Annotated in this window: 18 protein-coding genes; 7 read left to right on the top strand and 11 right to left on the bottom strand. The window is 46.4% G+C overall.

The window, feature by feature from the left end; translation table 11 throughout:
- Positions 1-112 precede the first annotated feature (112 nt).
- The 3 genes from BLV62_RS16190 to BLV62_RS16180 form a co-directional block, all read right to left on the bottom strand.
- Positions 113-2,017, bottom strand: coding sequence for a DNA polymerase III subunit gamma/tau (locus tag BLV62_RS16190; RefSeq protein ID WP_089763010.1), 1,905 nt, complete (start codon positions 2,015-2,017; stop codon positions 113-115).
- An 84-nt stretch (positions 2,018-2,101) separates the two neighbouring features.
- Positions 2,102-4,201: a M48 family metallopeptidase gene (locus BLV62_RS16185; protein WP_168927875.1), complete on the bottom strand. Its 2,100-nt coding sequence runs from the start codon at positions 4,199-4,201 to the stop codon at positions 2,102-2,104.
- A 269-nt stretch (positions 4,202-4,470) separates the two neighbouring features.
- Positions 4,471-5,634, bottom strand: coding sequence for a hypothetical protein (locus BLV62_RS16180; protein ID WP_089763008.1), 1,164 nt, complete (start codon positions 5,632-5,634; stop codon positions 4,471-4,473).
- A gap of 64 nt (positions 5,635-5,698) precedes the next feature.
- Between BLV62_RS16180 and BLV62_RS16175 the strand changes: the two genes are divergently transcribed.
- Positions 5,699-6,316, top strand: coding sequence for a hypothetical protein (locus tag BLV62_RS16175; protein WP_089763007.1), 618 nt, complete (start codon positions 5,699-5,701; stop codon positions 6,314-6,316).
- A 15-nt stretch (positions 6,317-6,331) separates the two neighbouring features.
- The gene (locus BLV62_RS16170; protein WP_089763006.1) at positions 6,332-6,841 is read left to right on the top strand and encodes a GNAT family N-acetyltransferase; all 510 of its coding nucleotides are present in this window, start codon (positions 6,332-6,334) and stop codon (positions 6,839-6,841) included.
- A 58-nt stretch (positions 6,842-6,899) separates the two neighbouring features.
- Here the strand turns inward: BLV62_RS16170 and BLV62_RS28110 are convergent, their stop codons facing one another.
- Together BLV62_RS28110 and BLV62_RS16155 are read right to left on the bottom strand one after the other, a co-directional pair.
- Positions 6,900-8,420, bottom strand: coding sequence for a DUF6600 domain-containing protein (locus tag BLV62_RS28110; protein ID WP_139170203.1), 1,521 nt, complete (start codon positions 8,418-8,420; stop codon positions 6,900-6,902).
- A 447-nt stretch (positions 8,421-8,867) separates the two neighbouring features.
- The gene (locus BLV62_RS16155) at positions 8,868-10,079 is read right to left on the bottom strand and encodes a purple acid phosphatase family protein (RefSeq protein ID WP_089763004.1); all 1,212 of its coding nucleotides are present in this window, start codon (positions 10,077-10,079) and stop codon (positions 8,868-8,870) included.
- Between the two features lie 323 nt (positions 10,080-10,402).
- On the opposite strand from BLV62_RS16155, the gene atpD reads away from it, so the two are divergent.
- The gene (gene atpD, locus BLV62_RS16150) at positions 10,403-11,905 is read left to right on the top strand and encodes a F0F1 ATP synthase subunit beta (RefSeq protein ID WP_089763003.1); all 1,503 of its coding nucleotides are present in this window, start codon (positions 10,403-10,405) and stop codon (positions 11,903-11,905) included.
- 60 nt (positions 11,906-11,965) lie between these two features.
- A complete protein-coding gene (atpC, locus tag BLV62_RS16145) occupies positions 11,966-12,223 on the top strand; it encodes an ATP synthase F1 subunit epsilon (protein ID WP_089763002.1) in 258 nt (85 codons plus the stop codon).
- A gap of 477 nt (positions 12,224-12,700) precedes the next feature.
- Here atpC and BLV62_RS16140 read toward each other — a convergent pair whose 3' ends face one another.
- A complete protein-coding gene (locus BLV62_RS16140) occupies positions 12,701-13,252 on the bottom strand; it encodes a YqgE/AlgH family protein (RefSeq protein ID WP_089763049.1) in 552 nt (183 codons plus the stop codon).
- 433 nt (positions 13,253-13,685) lie between these two features.
- On the opposite strand from BLV62_RS16140, the gene BLV62_RS16135 reads away from it, so the two are divergent.
- Both BLV62_RS16135 and BLV62_RS16130 read left to right on the top strand, forming a co-directional pair.
- The gene (locus BLV62_RS16135) at positions 13,686-15,044 is read left to right on the top strand and encodes a sensor histidine kinase (protein ID WP_089763001.1); all 1,359 of its coding nucleotides are present in this window, start codon (positions 13,686-13,688) and stop codon (positions 15,042-15,044) included.
- 10 nt (positions 15,045-15,054) lie between these two features.
- On the top strand, positions 15,055-15,867 hold the full coding sequence (locus BLV62_RS16130) for a HesA/MoeB/ThiF family protein (RefSeq protein WP_089763000.1): 813 nt from the start codon (positions 15,055-15,057) through the stop codon (positions 15,865-15,867).
- On the opposite strand, the gene BLV62_RS16125 is transcribed toward BLV62_RS16130, so the two are convergent.
- Positions 15,868-16,755: a S66 peptidase family protein gene (locus BLV62_RS16125; protein ID WP_225889610.1), complete on the bottom strand. Its 888-nt coding sequence runs from the start codon at positions 16,753-16,755 to the stop codon at positions 15,868-15,870.
- A 153-nt stretch (positions 16,756-16,908) separates the two neighbouring features.
- Between BLV62_RS16125 and metG the strand changes: the two genes are divergently transcribed.
- Positions 16,909-19,032 (top strand): methionine--tRNA ligase, encoded by a 2,124-nt coding sequence (gene metG, locus BLV62_RS16120; RefSeq protein ID WP_089762998.1) that lies wholly within the window; start codon positions 16,909-16,911, stop codon positions 19,030-19,032.
- 77 nt (positions 19,033-19,109) lie between these two features.
- Here metG and BLV62_RS16115 read toward each other — a convergent pair whose 3' ends face one another.
- The 4 genes from BLV62_RS16115 to BLV62_RS16100 form a co-directional block, all read right to left on the bottom strand.
- Positions 19,110-20,066: a DUF5017 domain-containing protein gene (locus tag BLV62_RS16115; RefSeq protein WP_089762997.1), complete on the bottom strand. Its 957-nt coding sequence runs from the start codon at positions 20,064-20,066 to the stop codon at positions 19,110-19,112.
- A gap of 22 nt (positions 20,067-20,088) precedes the next feature.
- A complete protein-coding gene (locus BLV62_RS16110; RefSeq protein WP_089762996.1) occupies positions 20,089-21,690 on the bottom strand; it encodes a RagB/SusD family nutrient uptake outer membrane protein in 1,602 nt (533 codons plus the stop codon).
- A 17-nt stretch (positions 21,691-21,707) separates the two neighbouring features.
- Complete coding sequence (locus tag BLV62_RS16105; protein ID WP_089762995.1) at positions 21,708-24,908, bottom strand: SusC/RagA family TonB-linked outer membrane protein; 3,201 nt, start codon at positions 24,906-24,908, stop codon at positions 21,708-21,710.
- Positions 24,909-24,979: 71 nt separating this feature from the next.
- The gene (locus tag BLV62_RS16100) at positions 24,980-26,005 is read right to left on the bottom strand and encodes a FecR family protein (RefSeq protein WP_089762994.1); all 1,026 of its coding nucleotides are present in this window, start codon (positions 26,003-26,005) and stop codon (positions 24,980-24,982) included.
- Between the last annotated feature and the right edge of the window lie 37 nt (positions 26,006-26,042).

The raw sequence follows: 26,042 nt of genomic DNA, 5'->3' as shown, positions 1-26,042 counted from the left end.
TGCTTATTCAAAATTTTGCTCAAACCTACAAGTTTTTGCGCAAAAACGCAAAGAAGGAATTGCAAACTGTTTAAAAATGTATGTTGTACGTTAATAATCTATCAGACAGGTTTTAGAAATCCAGCTCCATATTCAGGCGGTCTTTCAGCTCCTTCACCAGCGGGTATTTTTCAGCTATCTGCAGGAACTGTTCCTTGGCTGATAATGGCGCCGGGCCTATATCCTGCTGCTGCTGACTTTCATCTAACAGCAAGGTCAGTACGATACCCGGGTTATTGAACCGCTTTTTCAGGAAGTCGGCTATTACCAGCTTTTCCTCTTCCATGAACCGGAATTGTACAATGTTGCGGCTGACAATACCTATTTCATCCTTCTTTCCCTCCATCAGCTTCAGTTGCGCCAGTTGCAGGTTGCTTACTACCGTCATTTTATTGGCCTGCCGGTACAGATCAATAAATTCTTCCCAGTACACATGCAGCGCGCCTAATGTAAGCGGCAGCGATTGGGTTTGTGTATTGGTCTGTTGCCTGGCGGCCATAGCTTCTTTCATGGCTGCCAATCCTGTGAGCTTAGGCGTAGCCGCACTGGCAGTTGTTGTAGCTGCGGGAGCGGGAGCTGGTTGAGCCGCCGGGGCAGCAACCGGTTGACTTACAGGAGGCGGCGCCGGTACGGTGGCAGGTTGACTGGCAGCTGCCGGTTGAACCGGTGGAGCGGTTACCGGTGAAGGCGGCATCGGAGCCGGAGCCACAGGGGCTGCCGTTGCCGCCTGTTGTGCAATGGTTTCCGTGGTAGCCGGTTTAACTATCGTTTTAGCCGTAACTGGTTGAGCGCCAGGCGCTCGCAGTTTTTGCGGCGCACTGCCATCAGGAACTAGTTTTTTTTTTGCTACTTCTCCATTACTATCATCTCCCACTAACAATACCGCCTGCTGCAGGTAACAGAGCTTGATCAACGCCATTTCCACATGCAAACGCTTGTTGCGGGCCATACGGTAGTTGATCTCCGTTTCATTCAGCAAATTAAGGGCGGTGATCAGGTAAGCAGGACTTACTCTTCCCGAAAGCTGTTTATACCGGTCTTTCAGGTTGCCCGAAACTTCCACCAGGTGCAGGGCTTTTTCTTCCTTGCATAACAACAGGTTACGCAGGAACTCCGCCCATCCGTTCAGGAAGTTATCTCCTTCGAACCCTTTCCTCAATACTTCATCAAAAATTAATAAAGCGTTGGCAACATCCTGTTGCAAAACAGCTTCCATTACCCTGAAAAAGTAGTCGTAGTCCAGGATATTCAAATGCTCAAGGGTATTCTGGTAGGTCAGGTGCCCGCTGGTAAAACTCACGATCTTATCCAGTGTGCTGAGCGAGTCGCGCATACAACCATCTGTTTTCTGCGCTAACAGGTGCAGGGCATCGGGTTCGGCCTGTATATGTTCTTTGTTGCAGATCTCCTGCAGGTGATCTACCGTATCCTGGATGGTGATCCGTTTGAAATCAAAGATCTGGCATCGGCTCAGGATAGTTGGCAGGATCTTATGCTTTTCCGTTGTAGCCAATATAAATATGGCGTAGGAAGGCGGTTCTTCCAGCGTTTTCAGGAAAGCGTTGAAAGCCGAGGAGCTAAGCATGTGCACCTCGTCTATTATATATATCTTATACTTTCCGGCCTGGGGAGCGAAACGTACCTGCTCTACCAGCGTCCGGATATCGTCTACCGAGTTGTTAGACGCCGCATCCAGTTCATGTATATTGAAGGAACTGCCCTCGTTAAACGAAGTACAGGAATGGCACTGGTTACATGCTTCCCCGTCTGGCTGCAGGTTCTCACAGTTAATTGTTTTAGCTAAAATACGCGCACAGGTAGTTTTACCTACCCCCCTTGGTCCACAGAACAGAAAGGCATGCGCTAACTGGTGATTGCGTATGGCATTCTTTAATGTAGTGGTAATATGTGCTTGTCCTACAACTGTTGAAAAATTTTGTGGACGATATTTTCGGGCTGAAACGATAAAATTCTCCATATAACTGCTTACGCTTTCGCGAGCGTCGAAAATACGCACAAATTCACTAAGAGAAAAATAACGGGTAAGATTAAGGCCGCGATCTTACGGTTCAAGCGTCAGCAGGAAGTCCAGATATGTTTTTTTCAGTAATATAATACCGCTGTTATAATGTTCCATTAAGGAAGAAGAAATTTCATGCAGGGATTGGATCGCCACGTAGTCAGGTATTATATCGTCTGCAAAGCGGCAGCCCTGTTCCCTGAACGTACGGATCCTGTTATCCATTTCTTCCGGGAAGGAATGGTATATAGGGGAATTCGTGATCTGGTTCAGCAACATTTTGAAATTCCAGCATTCTGTTGATAAAGTTTCATAGAGATCGGCCGGATGTTGTTCTACGCTGTTGAAGATCAGGCTGATGCAGTGAATCAGTTTAATAACCTGGTTATTCAGTTGTTGCCCGCTTTGCTGGTATTTCAGGATCTCGGTATACTGCTCTGCCAGCAGGTCCGCAATTTCCTGGCTTTCCTGCCTGGCAATAGTATAATGGTAACGGAATGCCAGCTGGTCGTGTTGTTTCAGCCATTCCTGCTCTTTATCCACATGTTCCCAAAGCATCCGGGATAACTGCCTGGCCCGGGGAGCGCTGTATTTCTGCCCGTCAAACTCAAAATACCTGGTCTTAATCTCTCCTTTGCTGATAGCTCCCAGCATTTCGGCATCCTGGCGGTCACGGTACAATGTCCGCATCCTCAATACGCATTCCGGGCTGTAAATAACGCCTGTACTTAATCCCGCCAGCTCTTCAGCGCTCAGGGGCTGAATAAACCCTTCATTGAATTCGCTGAAGTTGCGGTTGTCGTAATACTCGTTAAAAACAGGTGGGAATTCATATAACTGGTGCTTCCCCGCCAACTCGCTGATGTATTCGTCGGCGGTGATCCGCTCAAAATTACTGGCGCTGGGAGTGGTCAGTGCATAGATCTGGTCGGTCATTTTCCGCTGGATCTCTTCGGGTTCAGAGAACAAAGCCCAGGCGCTGAGCGGTGACGCATTGCAGGAGATGGCCGTGTTCCTGAAATGGCTTTCTCTTGCTTCCCTGACCAGGTGAGAGGTCCACTGATCGCGGAGTTGCACCCTGCTTTTCAGGAATGCCTGGAAATAATGGTCTGTGATTACGGGCAGCGCTGCTTCGTCCAGCTGCAGGTTGTGCTGCGTGGCGTAGTAGTGGATCAGCGCCCGTTGTACCCGGAAAATATTATCGAAACGCAGCGACCTGTCAGTCAGATTGGGCATTTTATGAAAACAGTGGTCCAGGCAATACGCGCCCATTTCCTGCCGCCTGACGGCTCCTATTGCCGAATCAGTACTTGTCAGGTTAACGGCTATGGTATCTGCATACCATTCCATTTCCCTGCTGAGTTGCTGGTACTGGCGGTTGGTAACAGTATATACTTTCTTTAAGATAAACTGTATGGCATGCAATATCCTTGTAGTAATATGGGCATAGAAGCTGAGTAAATGATTGCGTTGCTGCCACCTGGCTTCTATCTCATCCCATTGTTCATTTTCATACAACAGGCTATATAATCGTTTGTTTAAAGTATAGATATAGCTGCCCAGTTTCATGCTTCTTTTGGAGAAGTGCGCAAATTCGTGGGCCAGCAGCATCTTAAATTCGCTGAGATTGACGCTGTTCACCAGGCCTATGCCTATCTCCAGGTTTTTCCTTGCAGGCCAGAAAAGGCTCAGGAAGTTGGAATCATCGTACATGCCGGTATTGGTATCGGGCACCAGGAAAATTTTTTTGGGAAAACGGATACGGGTATCTCTTACCAATTGCCTGATAAAATCGAAGAGGTGAGGATGATGATCTGCCAGCAATTCTTCGCGATAAGGATTTATTGCCGCCTTTTTGCTGAACATGAATTTTAAGAGGAAAAACAATACCATGCCTCCCAGCACAATGAGGCTTAAACCTATTGCGCCGGTGATCCAGCCAGGATAAGTGCGAAACAACAGCGCACCTCCCGAAATGCAGGTTACAGCCAGGGCCAAGGCTGCAAGCAAAAGAACCACGTAAAGAATAAAGAACAACACAACACAACTGATCGCTTTTACTATTTGTTGTTTAAACAATAACGTAGGTTCAATAAGTGCCAGGTTAATTTCATTCTGGCACCCGGGATAGAAGTTGGTCATGGTAAACATCAGGTTAGATAAGATCGTAACAGCAAAAAGGAATTAAATGTAGGCAATATTCACTATTTCTTTTTCTACCGGGCTCACTCGTATATCGATATTATCCTGGCAAACACGCCATTGATAAGGATTTGAGATGTTTTAGAAATTATATTTTTTTAATATTTATATATGAATAGAAATATGTTTTGATGGTCCGTAAAAAAAAGATGCACAGTTTTATTTTTCAAACTATGCATCTTTTTCAACCAAAAAGTATCAATATAATATTACCCGATGATCGGATGTCTTTCGTATGGAGCAGAACGATCGAATAAATACCTGTAAGTGGTCAATACCCTGGATGGTACTGCTCCCAGGCTCTCGCAAACATTCATCATCTTTGGATTAAAATCGCCGATCCACTGCATTTCATAATCTATATAATTGGTTTTAGGCTGAATGATGAAAGAGCCTTCCACAATAAGATAAGAATCCACTCCTTTGCCCTGGAACTCAGGAACTACGCCGAAAATAATACCGACCATTTTTTTGCAATAGCCTGTATTTTTCAGCCAGAGGAATTTTAGTTTTTGCAACAGCCCGAATTTTCCATCCATCAATTTAATATATTGATTCAGGTCAGGCAGGTTTAACCAGATCGCAATCGGCTCGTCTTTATAATAGGCAAACCATGCAATACGCTCATCCAGCAAAGGTTTCATTTGCTTAAACAGCGCCAGCGCCTGTGTTTTCCCCATTTCCTTTCCTCCTCCGTGCTTAGCCCAGGCCTTATTATACACCACGCTGAATGCTTCTGCATATTTGTCGAGGTTTTTCTTGGTAATATGTTCCGCGCGGTAATTAGGATCTGCGGCAATGGCCTTATGACGGTCATAAAACTTCGGCATTAGCTGATCTTTAACCGGCATGCCATAGCATATCTGGTTGAAGAATAGTTTGAACCCGTAATTTTCAAAGAGTTGTATATAATAAGGAGGGTTGAAGTTCATGCAGTACATAGGCTCCTTGAAACCCTCTGTCAGTAATCCCCACCAGTTATTCCTTTCTCCGAAATTGATAGGACCGTCCATTCCTATCACTCCTCTTGCCTGCAACCATTCTTTAGCGTTATCAAAAAGGTAGTTGGCCGCCGACTGGTCATTGATGCAGTCGAAAAATCCTACGCCGCCTATCGGTCCAGGGTCGCCCTTCGACTTATATTTTTTATTGACAAATGCAGCGATCCTTCCTATCAGGGCGCCTTTATCGTCCTGAAGCACCCACCGGATACACTCCCCATGCCGGAATGCCTTGTTCTGTTCGGGGTCAAATACCTGGTTGATATCCTTATCCAGCGGCCTTATCCACCCTGGTACATCTTTATTCAATGCAATATGTACTTCGAGAAACTGCCTGGCTGTTTGTTCATTGTTTACAATTATCAGTTGCATTGCGACCATTTGTGCAAAAATAAATAAAAACTGTATTGGCATTATTTTTTCTCTGCAAGTGTTTATGAAGAGAAATTTAATATATCCTGTTATTATCCTGCTCCTCACCGTCATCTTCAGCCTTGGCTATTGCCAGCAGCAACGATATACACGCAAAATATTATCAGAAAATCAGCGACTCTGGAACGAAAACCGTGACTTACGCAAAAGTCTTCAGCAATCAGGGGCGGTTGATCAACAAATTGCCAGCCATCAGGCGGTTCAGCAACGGACTGCGGGTCAGTTCATAGAACGTCGTGCATATTACAGGAGAAACTGGCAACAATTCATTGCTGTATCGGCCGACGACTATAAAACGGGGTTCCTGGGCGGTATTAAAAACCTTCATATCCAGGTAAAAAACCAAACAGAATACCCGATCGACAATGTGGTAGTTACCGTAACTTATCTGCGCAATAATAACGAAGTATTTAAAACCGAGCAATATACGATCAGCAATATCGCTGAAAAATCCCAAAGAAGTATCGCTGCCTCCAACAGCCGAAAAGGCAGCAAGGTAAGCGTAAAGATCCAGAGTATTACCAGCCAGGCTATGAATTTCTGTTACTCTGTTTCCAAACCCGCGCCTGCAGGGAATCCGGATCCTTATGAATGCGTACCTTCAACGGGATCTGCAAATTAATCGGTATTTTAGCGAATGATCCATTTATACCCGGCAACTACTGCCCGTCCATACATCCGGCAATTATACATCCAGGCCTTTCCTGAAAATGAAAGAAGAGGATGGCCTGCACAAATGGAATTGCTTTCTACAGGAAAGCTGAAATTGCTGGAAGTCCGAAAAGGTGAAGAGGCAGTAGGATTTGTATTCTACTGGCAACTCTCTGCTTTTTCTTTTATCGAACATTTTGCCATCGATCCGGGTACCAGGGGAGGAGGTATCGGTTCCGCGGTTATGACGCAGTTGGACCTGGCCCTGAAACAAATAGTCCTGGAAGTGGAACCGCCCCTAACAGAAATGGCTATACGCCGCATTGGCTTTTACGAGCGATTAGGTTACCGGACATTTCCGGATACTTATTATCAGCCGCCGTATAAGCTGGGCGATCCGCCGCTGGAGCTCAGGTTGATGTATAAAGGGCTGCCGGAGGAAATAAGCTTTGAAAAAGTAAAAGAAGAATTATACAGCTTTGTATACCAGCAATAGAAAAGCCGTTCCTGCTTTCGCGGAAACGGCTTTTCTTTTATTTAACCTACGTTTATATTTAACCTACCCTGGAAGGGCGTTGTTGCGGCTGTTGTCTTTCCTGTGGCTGCGGCCTGGGCGGCTCTTGTCTTTGTTGTTGTTGTTGCCTTTGCTGTTGTTCTATCTGTATCCTCCGCTGTTGTTCCTGCTGCTGCCTTTGTTGCTGTTGCATCCTTTGCTGTTCCTGTTGCTGCATTCTTTGCTGTTCCGCCTGGATCCTTCTTTGTTCCTGCTGTTGTTGCTGTTGTATCCTCTGTTGTTCCTGCTGCTGTTGTTGCATGATCCGTTGCTGTTGTTGCTGTTGCTGACGTTGCTGATCCTGCATCCTTTGCTGTTGTATCCTTTGTTGTTCCTGTTGTTGCTGCTGTATCCTCTGCTGTTCCTGTTGCATCCTTTGCTGATCCTGCACCGGTGAAACCCTTGAAGGCCTGTTGCCAGGGTTTACAGAGTTGCCCGGGTTTGGATTGTTTGGTGTTATCCTGCCGCCAGGGTTGTTGTTATTATTATTGTCAGGAAATACTCTTGTTGGCCTGTTGCCAGGGTTTACAGAGCTGCCCGGATTTGGATTGTTCGGTGTGATCCGTCCCGGAACGTTGTTGTTGTTATCAGGAGACACTCTCGAAGGTCTGTTGCCAGGGAAATTATTATTTCCTGAGTTGCCCGGGTTATTAGGTGTTATCCTTCCCCCGTTATTGTTATTATCGCCCCTCACCGGTCTGCCGTTGTTATTAACCGATTGTACCGGCCTGGTACGGTCTACTTCCGATCCTCTCTGTAAAGCCGTTCTGTCTGGCCTGTAGATCTGTATCCTGTTGTTATCGCCCCTGGACGGACGACCAGGCTGGTTTGTCGTTTCCATTCTTACTGGCCTGATCTGCTGGCCGGTATATCTTCCTACCTCGTTGCCGGATGGACCAACATAGATCCTGTTACCCCGGTAAACGTTGGTGTTGTTGATAATAGTGGTATTGTTGATTATTGTGGTGTTACGGCCGTAGTTAACGTAATAATTATTGATCCTCGGGCTGTTGATATATTGTCTTGGTACAAATGTCCAGTAATCGGCCGGCGCATTGTAGCCGTAAGAAGGACCCATTGGCGCCCAACCGTAATAGTCGCCTCCTGATCTCCAGCTTACCCATGCCGGACCCCAGTCATAACCTGGTATCCACATCCATCCCTGGAAATCGTCATATAACCATCTTCCATAGTGGAATGGCGCCCAACCCCATGAGTAATCAGACATCCAGGTCCAACCATAATCTGTATACACCCAGTGACCGTTACTTGCATACGGTCTGAAATCTCTTCCCACATTTGGTATCCAAACCCTGTCATATCCCGGGTAACTTACCCAACGGCCGTATGGACTTAATGCATCATAGAACGATACGGATACCCCAACCTGCACCTGTGGGCCGGAAGGGTAATTGCCATACTGGTCGTCGTAGGCCGGAGCATAAGCCTGAGTAGCGCAACTGCTCAAAAAGCCTGATATGATGAACAGGGATAAACCTGCATATTTTATGAATCTGTTCATGACTCCTGTTATTTATATTGAATGATATAGGTCAAAGTACATCCGGAGATGTTTGTTGTTGCTGTTAGCAAACAATTGAAGAAAGTATAGCTGGTGGCATAATTGAAAATGTTAAAGGATTATGTTAAAATTTTTATAACGTGCTTTAAATTCTAGCGTTGTATTAATATAGGCAAAAATGATTCCAAAAACTTTATCTGCTTATCCAGTAAGGGTTTTGGCGTTTGAGGCGCGACTGAGCCGCACTTCTTTTTTTCTGTACATTCTATTTGAAACCCGGGGGAAAAGACGTAAAAATTGCTGGTATGATCTGCTTAGTGTACGCTTTGGTGTTATACTTATTTTCGCGTGTAAAAATACGTCTTATATTTAGTTAGGAATGCTAATGAATGTTAAAATTGAGTACGGATCAATAAAAAAACGTCCCGGCGCCAACCGGGACGTTTTCTATCTCAATGTGTATTCTCCAACTTTCACTCCGTCATCTCTTAGCATTTCCAGTTTAAACTGCTGCTGATCCGCCTTTATCTTTATCAGCGTTCTTTTGCCCTCCTGTGGGCCGCCGCCGATGATGAGCGGGTAATCATGTTCTCCTTTTACCGGCTCATGTATGCCGTATTTATGGGTATGGCCGCAGATCAGTATATCGATCTTATGTTTGTTGAATAAAGGACCAAACAACTGGCGGCAATGCATCACCCCGTGCCAGTCGCCGGAGTGGTAGTGAGGGATATGCATCATCACAACCTTATACCGGGCTTTCCTGAACGCCTTGCTTTGAAGCTGTTGTTCCAGCCATACCGCCTGTTGCTGGCGGTAGTTATCGAAATCCACGATCCCGGCGTAAACAGGCGTGTTATCTTCCTTATCCTCACCCGTGTCGAGCACGATAGCTGCTACCGGCCCTACCTGGAAAGAGAAATAGTAAGGGTTATCGAAATAGTCGTGCCATTGCCTGGCGTATTTTCCCCTGGTTTCGTGGTTGCCTCTTACATACATGAAAGGTTGGCGGGTAGAAAAGGTATCGCCGCAGGGGTTGAGCAGGTGATCGATGATCTGCTGCTCACCCGACTGGTAATCGAACATATCCCCGTTCAGGAAAACGAAATCATAGGGATCTTTGCCGTTCAGGTTTATAAGATGGGGGATAGACGCAGGCCGGTCGTGGATATCATTCAGGATGAGCCACGACACTTCTTTAGCCTGCGGATTGATAGCAGTAAAGCTGTAAACCGGGCTTTCGATGGTTTCGCCATAGGTGAGTTTATATGGCTCAAACGAGAGAATATCTTTGGATAACACCTTATATTGGTAAGTCAGACCTGGTTCCAGGTTATCGAGCCTGACCCGGTGGAAGCGACTGTTGGCGTCTACCAGTCCGTTGGTGACGTGATGCGCTTTCAGGTTCAGTTGCCCGTTTGTACCGTATTCGACCCAGCTGTAGCATGGACGGGCTGTCAGCCAGTTGATGCTGATGCTGCCGGGTGCGGGGTATTGCAGGTAGGGCTTGCAGCTGAATGTATGAGAGGCGGCTGGTTGAACCTGTTCTGGCGGCGGCAGGATAGCCGGGGCTTTGAGTCCTGCCATTCCCAGGATGCCGGCTTTGGAGATCTGGCCCAGGAACCGGCGCCTGGACTGTTCACTGTTAGTGCTGTTCATATTATAATATTGTATATATAGATAGATAGTTGGCTAAAAATAAGGAAGGGGAATAAAGAAATTTGTTTTTTTGTATGAATGGTGTCTGCATTTTATAGATAATCTTTTTAGGTAATATTATAGGCTCCTATTCATATTGCGGGCATGGTAATGTTTCTTAAGTAAAAAGAGGGTTGAAATTGGTATGGGAAAAGGTTTTTTTTCGTCGTAAGCGTTTTGATATTCTCCCTTTTCCACTTACCTTTGCGGCAAATTTCAGAAACCGCCTTGCGAGGCAAAAGGATCTGGGATAATTTTTAGTATTTTATAAACCACTTTAAAATATGCCTAACACAGGTAAGATCAAACAAGTAATCGGTCCCGTAGTGGACGTGCATTTTGATGAAAAACTGCCCGAAATCTACAGCGCATTGGAAGTTACCCGCGAAAATGGTCAAAAGGTAGTATTGGAAGTACAACAGCACCTGGGTGAAGACAGTGTACGTACAGTAGCGATGGACTCTACTGACGGTATGGTTCGTGGAATGACGGTGGTTGATAAAGGCGCGCCTATTAAGATGCCGATTGGCGACCAGGTTAAAGGTCGTTTGTTTAATGTGGTAGGCGAGGCTATTGATGGTTTAGGAGATATTGATACTTCTAACGGTTATCCTATTCACCGTGAACCGCCTAAATTCGAAGACCTGGCAACAGAAACAGAAGTACTGTTCACAGGTATTAAAGTAATTGACCTGATCGAGCCATATGCAAAAGGTGGTAAGATCGGTTTGTTCGGTGGCGCCGGTGTAGGTAAAACTGTATTGATCCAGGAATTGATCAATAACATCGCGAAAGGTTACGAAGGTCTGTCTGTATTTGCCGGAGTAGGTGAGCGTACCCGTGAAGGTAATGACCTGATGCGTGAGATGATCGAAGCTAACATCGTAAAATACGGTGATAAGTTTAAAGAGTCTATGGAGCATGGCGACTGGAACGTAACAGCGGTAGATAAAGAATTACTGAAACAATCACAGGCAACTTTCGTGTTCGGTCAGATGAACGAGCCTCCTGGAGCACGTGCCCGCGTGGCGTTATCTGGTCTGACGCTGGCAGAATATTTCCGTGACGGAGATGGTTCTGCAGGTGGTGGTCGTGATATCCTCTTCTTCGTTGATAACATCTTCCGTTTCACCCAGGCTGGTTCTGAAGTATCCGCTCTGTTAGGCCGTATGCCTTCAGCGGTAGGTTACCAACCAACCCTGGCTACTGAAATGGGTCTGATGCAGGAACGTATCACTTCAACCAAGAACGGTTCCATTACTTCCGTACAGGCGGTATACGTACCGGCGGATGACTTGACCGACCCTGCTCCTGCTACTACCTTCTCCCACCTGGATGCTACCACCGTATTGGATCGTAAGATCTCCGACCTTGGTATCTACCCTGCAGTGAGCCCGCTGGATTCTACTTCCCGTATCTTAACTCCTGCCGTTGTAGGTGAAGCACACTACAACTGTGCTCAACGCGTGAAAATGATCCTGCAACGCTATAAAGAACTGCAGGATATCATCGCGATCCTCGGTCTGGATGAGTTGAGCGACGAAGATAAATTAACAGTTGCCCGCGCTCGTCGTGTACAACGTTTCCTGTCACAACCTTTCCACGTGGCAGAACAGTTTACCGGTCTGAAAGGCGTACTCGTTCCAATCGAAGAAACTATCCGTGGTTTTAACATGATCATGGACGGAGAAGTGGACGAATATCCTGAAGCAGCGTTCAACCTGGTAGGAACTATCGATCAGGCTATCGAAAAAGGTAAGAAATTACTGGAAGCAGCTAATAACTAATTCTTTATATCATGATCCCGGCCCAGGCCGGGATCATTCTTCACCATTTACGATCATAACATGCTATTAGAAGTATTAACACCAGAAAGAAAACTATACGCCGGCGAAGTGTACGGAGTACAACTGCCAGGCGTTGACGGTTCTTTTGAAATACTGGATAAACATGCGCCATTAATTGCAGCACTCGGAAATGGTAAAATGAAAGTCCTGAAAGATAAAGCACATAACGAGTTCTTTACTATCAGCGGCGGTTTCGTGGAAGTCCTGCGCAATAAGGTTACCGTGCTTGTTGAAGGCGCCGTAGCAGTGGAAAAATAAGCATTACCAGCTATAAAGATAATAACCAGAGGCCGGGTAAGATTACCCGGCCTTCGTTTTTGTCCTAACTATTCCAATCTTAGATGAACCCGAATAGACATGACTATCCGCACGGGTCGCCCTTGATATACAAAACGTTACTGGCACGACTACACGCAGCAGCCGCAGCACATTTGCATACCCCAATAAACAGCCATGTCAAGGCTGCTATATTACCTAATGAATAATGCCTTTAACGATAATAATTTATTGGTATCCAGGTAAATAATATTCTGTCTATAGAAGGATCAACGTGTATTTCATAGGTTTGGCCTTCATAGGTATATTCGCTCGGTTTTTTTCTTTCTTACCTGAAAACGGGTTATGTAACTGGTTGTTTTTACCAATTACTTTAGCAAGATATTTAATTTGTTTTAATAAATAGCATCCGGCCGGGTCTTTTTGAGATTAAATTCTCGCCAACTCCGGTCACACACGCTAATTCAAAGAAGGGTCTATCGGGTAATTAGCCATCATGGCAAACGAACTGCCTAAATTCCTTAACGATTGCTGCCAGATCTGCTGCTCCTCCGCGTCAAAGATCAACCCGGCTCCCGTTTGAGACACGATCCAGGACTTTTCCTTGACTTCTTCATCCAACTGCCCTTCTGTCCACCCGGCATATCCCAGGAAGAATTTGACTTGACTGGAGTCCAGCAATCCACGGTTCAGCGCACTGATCACATCTTCGAACTGCCCTCCCCAGAACACGCCGGGCAGGATCTCCTGTCCCCCGCTGATCAACTCAGGGGTCCGGTGGATAAAATGTATGGTATCCATCTGAACAGGCCCTCCATAATACACGGGAATGTTATTCAACAGAACTTCAGGGATCAACTCGTTAAGCGGCTGGTCAAATAACCGGTTGATAACAAAACCTAAACTACCTTTCTCCTGGTGGTCACATAACAATACTACCGTTCGGGAAAAGTTTGGATCTTTTAAGAAAGGATCAGCTATTAGCAAGAGGCCGGGCGACAACGTAACCATAAGCATACAGTTTTATAGCTACTCAAATTTAACTAATTGATTGAATATAAAGGAAAAAAGAAGAGAAGAGATAGAAAATAAAAAAAGGAGGCTAGAAAACCTCCTTACCATTTTATCAACCAAAATCTAAATCGCTTATGGAACGAATCCACATCGATGTATGTAGAAAGTTTAATTACTTTGTCATGATCCTTTAACTAATCAAATTTAGTACCAGGATGCTGAAGCAAAGGTAAGGAAAGATGAAATAATAAAAACAGCAGTCGCCAGTTAAAATTACGTTAAAGCGATGGTCTATTGCTGAAATTACCAATGGCTGCGACTTTCAGCCATAATTTTGTATCATTGCTGCAGTGAATTAACACTTATTTTAACATTATTTAATACTACCACCAGCTTATCTTTGGTAGATACTAAGCCTGATCGATTATACATGATACCTTTAAAGCGAATTTTTCCTGTAATTGTAGTCCTCATTTCCCTGTCCCTGCTCGGGATCATCTACATTCAGTACAACTGGATCAAAAACGCAGTGCTGATCAAAAAAGACCAGCTGCTCCAACGATCCATCAGTATGTCAAATGATGTCTACAATGACATGATGTACCGTCGCCAGGCTGCCATTTTGTACAAGCTTGATGGGAAGGACCCTATGAACAAAGGTTTCAATTTCGATATTAACAGGCTGAATGTCAATCCTCCCGTAAGCGACTTTTTCACCGTACAGGAAGTGAAGCGTTGCATCCAGACCAATTTGAGGAAAAATCACCTCGATTCAACAAAATTCGAATTCGCTATCCTGGGCGTACTCCCCGGCTCCAACCTCGCCAACATCAAAATGCAGTCTGCAGGCTTCGTAAAGATGTACGAAAAGAACGAGGAAGACAGCGCCAAAGGAAATAAGGATTATCTCATCCAGGTTATTCCCCTGGCCGAGCAAAACGATTTCAGCGCAAGGGCCGAAAAACTGGTGATCATCATGCCTACAGACGATTCCGTTACCAAACAACTGGGTATCATGATCTCCGGCGGCGTATTGTTCACAATGATCATCATTACCGCCTTCGCACTGACGGTAAGAACTATGCTCAACCAGAAAAAACTCTCTGAAATCAAGTCAGACTTCATCAATAATATGACCCACGAGCTGAAAACGCCGCTGGCCACTATTTCCCTGGCTATCGACGCTATCCGCAACGAAAAGGTCCTGGCCGAGCCTAAAAAGATCGAATACTTCTCAGGCATCATCAAGGAAGAAAATAAAAGGATGAATAAACAGGTAGAAAGCATCCTGCAATCTGCCCTCCTGGAGAAAGATGAAATAGGCCTCAAATTGCAGGCAACCGACGTACATGCTGTCATCCGCAACACGACCGATAACCTGAGTTTACAACTGGCCGGAAAGAATGGAGTAGTAGATCTGCAGCTGGATGCCATCAATCCCGTTATCATGGCCGATGATGTGCATTTCTCCAATCTCATCTTCAACCTCATGGATAACGCCATCAAGTACTCCAACGATAACCTGGAAATCGTTATCCAGACCTATAACACCCGTAAAAGCCTCTTTATCGTGATCACAGATAACGGTATAGGAATGAGCAGGGACACCATTTCCCGTATCTTTGAGAAATTTTATCGTGCACATACAGGGAATGTTCACAACGTAAAAGGTTTCGGACTGGGACTTACCTATGTGAAAGCCATCGTAGATGCGCATAAAGGAAAGATCAAGGTAGAAAGTACCCTGGGCAAGGGTTCTAAGTTCACATTAGAGTTTCCTCAAGAATAAATAAGCAAGCATGATACTGAGCGAAAAAGAATTACAGCATTTCAAATATCCTATTGCTGTTCCGGGGATGGGAGTGGCAATGCAGGAGAAATTAAAAGAATCAAGAGTTTTGGTAGTAGGCGCAGGTGGCTTGGGAAGCCCTGTTGTTCAATATCTCAGCGCCAGTGGCGTAGGAGTGATAGGAATCGCAGATTACGGCGTGATCAACGATGAAGATATGCACCGCCAGCCTGTGTTCCAGATGCAGGACATCCGCAAGCATAAAGCTAAAATGGCAGCCAGCCGCTTATGGGCGCTGAACCCATACACCAAGCATTATCCCATCCTGTTGCAGGCAAAGCCTGAAACCATTGCGATGATGCTGATAGGATTCGACCTGGTGATCGATTGCACTCAGCACCTGCCGACTCACCTGTTGCTGAACGACGCCTGCATTGTGCATAACAAACCTTTTATAAGCGGGGAAGTACATAACTGGGTTTCCTGGTATGCCGGCTTTAATATGCCGGTATCAGAGAACACCAACAGCGCATCTTACCGTTGCGCCCTTGAGCTGGCAGAAAGCTACCGCAATTTCGACGCAGGCGCCTTGGGTATCACCCACGGGCTTACAGGCATGCATATGGCCTGCGAAGCCATCAAGTACCTGGTAGGAATTAAAGAGGGAATTGCGGGGAAATTCTATGGCAATGATTACCTGCATAACGAATCCAAAGTCTTTAACCTGGAAGCTGATAATGCTGCCATAGAAAACATCCGTACAGCAGGAGTATTAACAGCCGAAGAATATGGCCTGGAAATAGTGCCTGACGTGGAAGACTGATTACAGCTCTTTTAACAGGGTTTTGGCGCCGATCTTCAATTCGTGCTTCATACCCAGCTTCAGCGAATAGTTCGCATCCTGGTGGCCGGATGGAAACCCGAAACAAACAGGGTAATCGTATTCTTTTACCATGTTGGCGATGATCTCGTATTCCGTCTGGCCAAAAGGAGTAGCGGTTTCTTTACCATCTGTGAACGCCCCTACTACTAATCCCGCCAGTTTATCCAACCAGCCGGCCCTTTTCAGGTTATACATCATCCTGTCTACATTATACCTGTATTCGCCTATGTCTTCCAGCAATAATATTTTGTCTTTGGTCTGGATCTGCGACGGCGTACCCGACAAATTAGCAAGGATCGACAAATTGCCGCCTACCAGCACGCCGGTAGCTTTGCCTTCCCTGTTCAGCGGATGCGGTTCAGTGGTATACCGGTAAGTGGATTTGCCTTTCAGTACGTTAGCCAGGCTTTGGACATACTCGTTGTCTACCGTTTCCGGGGTAATGCCGCTGCACATCACCGAATGGATAGTAGGAATGCCATAACGCTGATGTATATGCGAATGCAGCGTAGTTACGTCGCTATAGCCGCACAACCATTTAGGATGCTTGCGGAATACGGAAAAGTCCAGCTTATCGATGATGCAAACCATCCCGTAGCCCCCGCGGCCAAAAATGATCGCCTTGATCTCCGGGTCGTCCAGCATATCCTGCAATTCTTCGAGCCGAAGTTCATCGGGCGCCGAAAAATTATGGAAACTGGTGCCAACCGTGATCCCCAAATGCACCCGGTAGCCCCAGGAAGCCAGTACCCCGGCTGCATATTCAGCCGCCTGCAAGTCCATTTTACTGCTGGAACAGGTAATTCCGATCAAATCACCCTTTTTCAAATATGGCGGAATTTTTACCATAATACCTTTTGTTTACCTTTGCAGATTAGTGAGTAAATTTTCGATTTTACTGAACTAAGATGATAAATTGTGCTGGTGATACCAAAAACAATCGTCTGATTTAAAGTTTATTTAAGCATTCTTCAAGAGAATATGGGAAAATTTAATAGATATTTAATAACTGCGGCATTACCGTATGCCAATGGCCCGGTGCACATCGGTCACCTGGCCGGATGCTATATTCCCGCAGATATTTACGTGCGCTACCTGCGCGCTAAAAAGGCCGACGTAAAGTTTGTTTGCGGTACGGACGAACATGGTGTTCCAATCACCATCAAAGCAATGAAAGAAGGGGTTACTCCCCAGGATGTGGTAGATAAATACCACAAGATCATCGGCGACAGCTTCGCCGCTATGGGTATCTCTTTCGATATCTTTTCCCGGACCAGTAACCAGATCCATCATAAAACTTCCCAGGAATTCTTCCTGAAAATGTATAACGATGGCCTGTTCGAAGAAAAAGAAAGCGAACAGTACTTCGATCCTGAGAAAAATGTTTTCCTGGCCGACAGGTATATCATCGGTACCTGCCCTAAATGCGGTAACGATAAAGCCTATGGCGACCAGTGCGAACGTTGCGGTACTTCCCTCAGCCCCGATGAGCTGATCAACCCGCATTCTGCCCTCAGCAATGCCGTTCCTGTCAAGAAAAAGACCAAACACTGGTACATGCCTTTGCAGAACTATGAGCCATGGCTGAAACAATGGGTGCTGGAAGAACACAAGGACTGGAAGAATAACGTGTACGGCCAGTGCAAAAGCTGGTTAGACAGCGGCCTGCAAAGCCGTGCAATGACCCGCGACAGCAACTGGGGCATACAGGTGCCGTTGCCGGATGCGGAAGGAAAAGTATTGTACGTATGGTTTGACGCCCCCATTGGGTATATTTCTGCAACCAAAGAACTGACAGACAACTGGGCGGATTACTGGTGTAAGGAAGATACCAAACTGGTACACTTCATAGGAAAAGACAATATCGTTTTCCACTGCATTATTTTCCCTGCAATGTTGAAGGCGCACGGCAACTTCGTATTGCCAGACAATGTGCCGGCAAACGAATTCCTGAACCTGGAAGGCGAAAAGATCTCTACTTCCCGCAACTGGGCAGTATGGGTAGATGAATTTGTAGCCGACTTCCCTGATCAGCAGGATGTACTGCGCTATGTATTATGCAGCACAGCGCCTGAAACAAAAGACAACGATTTTACCTGGAAAGATTTCCAGGATCGTAATAACAATGAGCTGGTAGCTGTTTTCGGCAACTTCGTAAACCGCGCTTTAGTGCTGATGCATAAACTATGCGGCGGAAAAGTGCCTAAACTGCATCCTGCACATATCGAGGAAGGAGACAGGGAAATTATCAGCGAGTTTGCCACTACGAAAGAAAGAATAGAGAAGAGCATAGAAAGCTACCGCTTCAGGGAAGCGTTGGCGGAAGTAATAGATTTTGCCCGGAAAGGAAATATCTATCTTCAGAAGAATGAACCGTGGAAGCTTGCCAGCGCTATTGAAAAGATCAATAAAGGCGAAACCCACGAGAAGTTTACCGCTGCAGATCTTGAGCTGTTGCAGGCCCGTATAGATATCTGCCTGCACATCTGCCTGCAGATGTCGGCTAACCTCGCCATCTTCTGCAATCCTTTCCTGCCGTTCACAGCTAAAAAGATCTGCCATTTGCTGAAAGTGGTAGACAGGATGCTGGAATGGGAGAATGCAGGAAAAACAGACCTGCTGAAAGTAGGTTACAGCCTGCGGGCTCCTGAACTGCTGTTCAAGAAGATCGAAGATGACCAGATAAAAGCACAACTGGATAAATTAAACAATAGTCGTAAGAAGATGGAAGAAGCGGCAAAAGCAGCGGAACTGGCGGCTCAACCGGCAGCTCCGCCAAAACCGGAAATCCAGTACGAAGATTTCGCGAAACTGGACCTCCGCGTTGGTACTATCATTAAAGCTGAAAAAGTAGAAAAGGCAGATAAACTGTTGAAGCTCCTGGTAGATATCGGAACAGAACAACGTACCGTTGTTTCAGGCATTGCAATGCACTTTGCACCTGAAGATATCATAGGCAAACAGGTAACGCTGGTAGCTAACCTTGCTCCCCGTAAGATGAGGGGTATTGAAAGCCAGGGTATGATCCTGATGGCGGAAGATAAAGGCAAGCTTGTATTTGTGAATCCTAACGAGGCTGTAACGCCTGGTAGTGGGGTAAGTTGATATTTATTTGACCAGTATAAAAGCAGGAAGCCTTCTCTGGTAACAGGGAAGGCTTCCGCTTTTTTATCACATCCTGCCTACTCATTCACCGTTATCTTCACAGATTGCACTGCCGACTTAACTCCACCCGCATTGGCGTTGGAAGCCTCGAAAGTTGCTTCGTAGCTGCCTGCTGCGGGGTATTGATATTTAAATGGAAATTTCTCCATATTCTCTGAGATCATCTTGATAGGAAGGCCCAGGTCAGGCGTTACCTTTCTTAGATCTATAGGCCCTATGATAGCCCAATTCTCTGAATCGTCTGTTGCCGTTGCCGGGCTGGTTGCCCCGGTGATCACCAGCGATTTACCGGCAGATATAACCCACTTGTACGGTCCTGTTACGGTAGCAGCTACAAACCCGGGGCTGTAAGTAGATACGCCGTAATTCAGTATTTCAGTTGTAGGAGCAGCCATATTGGCTATAAGATAAGAGGTATTATCCGGCAGGTTATTGGTAACCTCGAATTCAGTGATCGTCCATTTGCTGTAAGCAGAACCTTTATAACCGTTATGCCTGAACGCGATATATACCGGTTTGCCTGAGCCGGCAAAATCAGAAAGATCTATTTCGCCGGAGGGCTTTGCGCTCCCGGTAGAAAGTATTGCCCGGGAAGTGATGTCGGTCCAGTTGCCGGCCTGGATGGCAGCAACAGTGGCTGCAGTATCCTCTGTTTTAACGCCGGTAAAGCCGGATGAGATCATCAATTGCAGGGAATTACTCTGGTTGCCGTTAGCCCTGGCGGATGTAAAACTCAGTACTGGTTTGCCTTCCGCAGTTGTCCTGTTGCGGTAAGCATAACGATGCCCTGTTTCTCCTGAATAGAACGATATAAAATCCGGTTCGCCGGTAAAATTAAAAATAGCAGTATCGCCCAGTTGAAGTGTAGTGTTTGTTGCCGCAGCGGTGAACGACAGCGACTTCACTGGCAGATCTTTGGAACAGGCAGACAACAAGGCCAGTGAAACGATGAATGCCGGGATATTTTTCTTCATAACTAATTTTTTTGAATTAAGATTACCAACCAGGATTCTGTGTAGCAGCTTTGTTTACTGACATTTCACTACTAGGTATAGGGAATAGGAGATGTTTTTGTGCTACGTTCAGTCCTGCCAGGCTACCGTACGAATAGCTGCCGCCGTTGGCTTTTATTTCTGCGCCTACAGAATTCATTGTCTGCACAAATACTCCCCAACGGATCAGGTCTGGCCTGCGCTGTGTTTCGAAACAGAGTTCCCTGCTTCTTTCGTCCTGGATAAACTGCTGGAAATCCTGTTTGCTCAATCCTGCCGGCGCATCCGTGGTCGCATCGGGTGCTGTAAGCGATTTACCATAGCCCCTGCGGCGCACCTGGTTCAATGCATCATACGCTGTCTGGGTTGGCCCATTCACCTGGTTCTCTGCTTCTGCGATCATCAGCAGCACGTCAGAATACCGCAACAGCGGGAAGTTGGCAGGGGTAAAGTTTTTATCCTTAGGTACCAGCGTTTCATAAGTTCTTCTCCATTTGGCAGGATTGCGGTTGTAGATCTGGCTGGCGGTGAAGTAAGACCGTTTGCCCTGGGCATTGTACGAAAATGGACCAATAGCCCAGTCGCGGCGCAGGTCGCCCTGTTTATACAGGTTATACAGCCTCGCCATGATCCTTACGGAACCATAACAATATCCTGAATCTGCATAGTTAGCAGCCGTATAGCCGATACCGATATCATTACCAACGCGGCCGTTGGATGTATACCCGTCGGCACGGTTGCCTTTTTCTTCTGCTTCCCACATAGACTCGCGTATATCGTATTTGTCCTGCATCATGTTCACAAATACCTGGCTGAATCCACTGTTATTGTCGCCATCCGGGTTCACCGCTTCGGTGATCAGCGTATGCTCGCCGGAAGCCTGCACTTTTTGCGCCCACATCAGCGCATCTTTATATTTCGACTCGTCGCGCAGCGGGTAGCCGGCCATCGTAAGACAAACGCGGGCCAGTATACCTTGTGCAACTGTTTTGCTTGCACGGCTGGCATAACCGAAATGCGTGGAAGTGAACAGCAGCGGCTCTGCGGTGGTCATATCTTTCAGGATCTGGTCATACACTTCTTTGATGGAAGCGCGGGGAACGGAGATATCGCTTGGCGACGGCGTTGGCGCAATGCGCAGCGGCACGCCTCCGAAGTTGGTAACCAGCATGAAATAATAGTAACCACGCAGGAATAACGCTTCGCCCAATATGGCATTGCGATTCTTTGCTTCCATAGGCGCTTTGTTGATGTTGGCAATCAGCAGGTTGGCGCGTTCTATTCCCTGGTAAAGCTGCGTCCACAAGCCATTTACATATGGCTCGGTATAATCAAAGTTATACACCCAAACGCCGGTAGTGCTGCTGGCAACCGAACGGAAATATTCGTCGGTATTAGCTCCCAACTGGAAGAAGAGCGCATCGCCATACATGGCGGTAGTGCCAAGCGGTTGGTACACGCCGGCCAGCGCTTTCAGCATGTTCTCTTCCGTATTGTAATAGAATTCCGGTGCAAGGAAATCCGTTGGCTTCGTATCCAGGAACTTGCTACATCCGCTGCCGGCGGCTATAACAAGCGAAAGTAACAGTATGATATATCTTTTCATGGTGATGATTTTGCAGTTTAGAAATTAACATTGGCGCCTATTACATAAGTGCGGCCACGGGGATAAGATGAAAAGTCGAAACCCGGTGTTAATACAGAATTATAGGTGCTCACTTCCGGATCTAATCCTTTATAATGCGTAAGCGTGAAAATATTCTGAGCAGATACATATACCCTTAAGCGATTGATACCCGCACGGGCCAGCGATTTGGCTGGCAATGTATAACCTATCACCGCTGTTTTTAAACGCAGGTAAGAACCGTCTTCTACGTTGCGGGACGAATAACCGCCCCCGTAGAAGCCCCCGGCGCGATACAGGTCTGTGTTGGTATGTGTCGGCGTCCAGCGATCTTTATAGGAAGCAAACTGGTTGAGGTAAGACCTGTTGAAAGCATTTCCTTCATATACCAGGCGGTTGATATTGTAGATATCATTGCCGTAAGACCACTGAAAGAAGAGGTTCAGGTCAAAGTTCCTGTACTGGAACGTGTTGTTGAAGCCGCCTGTATGAATTGGCAACCCACGGCCAATTACCGTATAGTCGCCGGAGTTAACAACGCCATCGCCATTCAGATCCTTGTATTTGATATCTCCGGGCCGTATGTTTCCTCTCGTTTTTCCGTTGCCGGGTACGTTATCTTTCAATACATATGTTCCATCTGTTGCTACATTGAAATCTTCTGCCTGGTATACGCCATCCCATACATAGCCATACATATTGCCGATAGGCATGCCGATCTTGGAGATATAAGCCGGTAAGGTGGCCCAGTTGTTATCCCAGTTCAGTGAAGTGGTGATAGACTCCTGTCCTTCCGTTAAAGACAATACCTTGCTTTGGTTAAATGCAATGTTGAAGTTGGCGCTCCAGGTAAAATCTTTCGTTTGAACAGGGATGCCCTGGATGGTAAGTTCCAGCCCCTGGTTGCGGATACTTCCTATGTTTTTGAAAGCCCAGGAATAACCTGTAGATGTTGGCATAGCTGCGTTCAGCAGCAGGTCGTATGTTTTCTTGCGGTAAACATCTGCGGTAACCTGCAACCTGTTTTTAAAGAAGCCGAGGTCGAGACCCATATCCAATTGCGAAGTGGTTTCCCATTTCAGCTCCGGGTTGCCGATGGTCTGCGGGATTACGCTTTGGATATAACCATTGTTGAAGATATAGGTGCTTTGGATAGGAAGGCTATAGGTTGCCAGGTAGCTGAAATCTGTTACCCGGTTGTTACCGGTAACGCCATAGCTTATACGTAGTTTACCTTCGGAGAAGATGTTGGATTTTTTGATGAAATCTTCTTCGCTGAAACGCCAGGCCAGCGCGCCTGAAGGAAAGTAGCCCCAGCGGTTCTGTTTGCCGAATTTCGACGAACCATCAGCCCTGTAAGAGAAGGTAGCGAAATATTTCGAACGGTAGTCGTAGTTGATGCGGCCCAGGAAAGAGGCCATTCTCCAGTCGGAGGTTGAAGCCTGCGTCCTGATCGGCAGCGGACTCCCTTCTTCCAGGCCGCTGAGGCCCAGCGATTCGTTCGGCAGGTTGAAAGAACCATATGCGTAGTTGGAAGTTTTGTTGCCCTGTTCCGTTACCCCGCCAACTACATTGATACTATGGCCGTCGAAATGTTTATTCCAGGTCAATGTATTTTCATTCACCCAATAAGTAGTTCCATTGAAACCTATTGTTCCGTTTACGCCGTAGCTGGAACCCCATACCGTACGCTTGCTTCCGTAAAGCGTATTGGAATTGTTGAAGGCTTCGTTCCTGACGGAATTGTCGTTAACGCCGGCGGTTACACGAAGTACCAGGTTGGGCAGGAAGGAATATTCTGCATAGGCGTTGGCGTTCAATACCTTTGACTTCTTTTTACGCAACAGGTTTTGTTGGTTGATGATAGGATTGATACGATAATCTGAAGTCAGGTCTACAGCCGGATCGAACAGATCGCTGTTGATGATCGATGAATCATTTATTCCCTGCACCGGCCTGGAGCCGTACAGGCTGTAAAGCAAAGTGGTAGCTACGTTACCGCCGGATTCGGATGGACTGATACCATTTTTTTCCAGGTAGCTGTACCCAACATTCAATCCTACCTTTAAACGGTTATTAACTGTTTGATCTAGTGAAATACGGCCCTGGTAGCGGGAATAACCCGAGTTGATGATGGTTCCCTCCTGGTCAAGCACCGAACCGCTTACTGCGTATTTGGTTTTTGCATTGCCGCCGGTAAGGGAAAGGTTATAGTTCTGCATGGGCGCCGTATGGAACATTTGCGATTGCCAGTCGATGGGTTTCATATTCTTATAATCGTCCAACGTTCTTTTATCGCCCAGGTAAACCAGGTATGGCGCAGCCGAATCTGTCATATTCGGATTCAGTTCCAGCTGGTATTTCACAAACTCGTAAGGGTCCATCAGGTCTGCTTTTTTCAGGTTGCTTTGCAGGCCGTAAGAAACATTCAGGGCAACCTGGGGTGGGCCATCTTTACCGCGGATGGTATTGATGATCACTACGCCGTTCGAGCCCCTGGCGCCGTAGATGGCAGTAGCGGAAGCATCTTTCAGTACGGTAATACTCTCTATTTCGGAAGGACTGAGCATGTTCAGATCAGGATTCTCAATCGGTAATCCATCTATGATATACAAGGGCGAATTGTCTTGCGAGATGGAGTTATTACCCCTGATCACAATGTTAATAGGCGAGCCCGGTTGCCCGTCTGTGGAGCTTACCACTACGCCGGCGAGGCGGCCTTGCAGCGCTTCATCTACCGATCTTACAGGCGCTTTGTTCAGGTCGTTCATGTCCGCTTTGGCAACGGAACCTGTAAGGTCTTTACGTTTTACTGCGCCATAGCCCAATACAACTACGTCGTTCAGCGAAGTGGAAGATGCTTTCATCTCTACTGTCAGGCTAAGCTGGTCGCCTTTGTGATACACGTAGTTGTTGATTGTTTTGGTGTCGTACCCCAGGAAAGTGAATACAAGCGTATACACGTTTTCATGCAGGTTACGGAAAGTGAAAACTCCATTGTCGTCCGATGTTGTTCCTGTAACGAGCTTTTTGTCTTTGTCCAGGAGTTTTACATTAACGCCGATCATTCGCGCTCCTTTTTCATCTGAAACGATACCCCGTATAGAAGGGTTGTCGGAAGCAGCTTGTTGTGCATAGGCGAAAGGAGCAAGCAGCAGCAGGTACAATAGGATAAGTACACCGCGCGGGAATTGTTTCATATCGATAAATTTTAGACAATACATATCCTCCTCCAAAATGATGGAAGTAATAAAGAGGATAAAAAAGGTTGTTATTTACTCTGTATATAATAGATGGAATCCTTCCTTACAACGCTTAGATCGTTCAGATCCGTCAATGTTTTCAGTATGCTTTCAAGAGATTGACTCTTTTTAATGTCGCCGGTATATTTCATTCTTCTGAAGCTTCGGCCTGTTGGTGTTTTTATGCTTTCTCCATACGTTTCCGCCAGCGTTTTAAATACCTCTAATAATGGTGTGTTGTGAAATGCCAGTCCTTCTTCCGTATATTCTATCCCGTTGCTGATCTCCGGTGCTGTTATCTTTTTTGGTTCAACAACAGGTTGCATTTTTCCCGTGTTGCTGTTAAAGCTGTATTCATTACCCGGTTTAAGGTAAATGGTATTTGATCTGTCGCTTTCTTTATGTACAAGGATCTTTCCTGATATTAATTTAACATTGCCAACCTGCAGGCTGTCGTAGGCGCTTACGCGGAAAACCGTACCCAGCGTGGATATTACGAATCCCTTTGCATGCACGGAGAACGGGCGGTGCTGATCTTTGGATGTTTCAAATAACGCTTCTCCCCTTAATTTGATAACACGACTGCCGTTGGCCCATGGCAGGGCAACAGTGGCGGTACTGCCTGGAGAAAGGGTGAATACCGAACCATCAGGTAATTGATGGCGAACAGGTTTCCCGCTGTTATTAACGATCGCCGAATCGGTTGCCGGCCGCCAGCTGCTGGCCGCTATCGGGGAAGCGGGTGCGGAAGATGGTTGCTTATGCAGCAGGAAATAAAGTCCTGCCACCAGGCCAACCGCAACTGCGGCTACCCGCCATGCTACCGGGAATCTCACTACTTTGCCAGGCTCTGCTGGCCCTTGTTGTATTAATAATAATTGTTGCTGCCAGATCTCTTCTTTTGCTGCCTGTTTTTTTTCTTCAAATTCAGGATTTTCAGGTAGCGGCGCATACCCTAACTCGTCCAGCCATTTATTCAGCAGGGCCATTTCCTGTGGTGTGCAGGTTCCTTTTTTATAAGCATCAAGCAGTTTATGAAGCGATCGGCGGCGCATGTATGGTCCTTGTTTGCTATTAAGTCGTTTGTGAGAA

This window comes from Chitinophaga terrae (ex Kim and Jung 2007), assembly GCF_900107795.1.
In the GTDB taxonomy this organism is placed as follows: Bacteria; Bacteroidota; Bacteroidia; order Chitinophagales; family Chitinophagaceae; genus Chitinophaga; species Chitinophaga terrae.
This window is presented reverse-complemented; position numbering and strand designations above follow the sequence as displayed.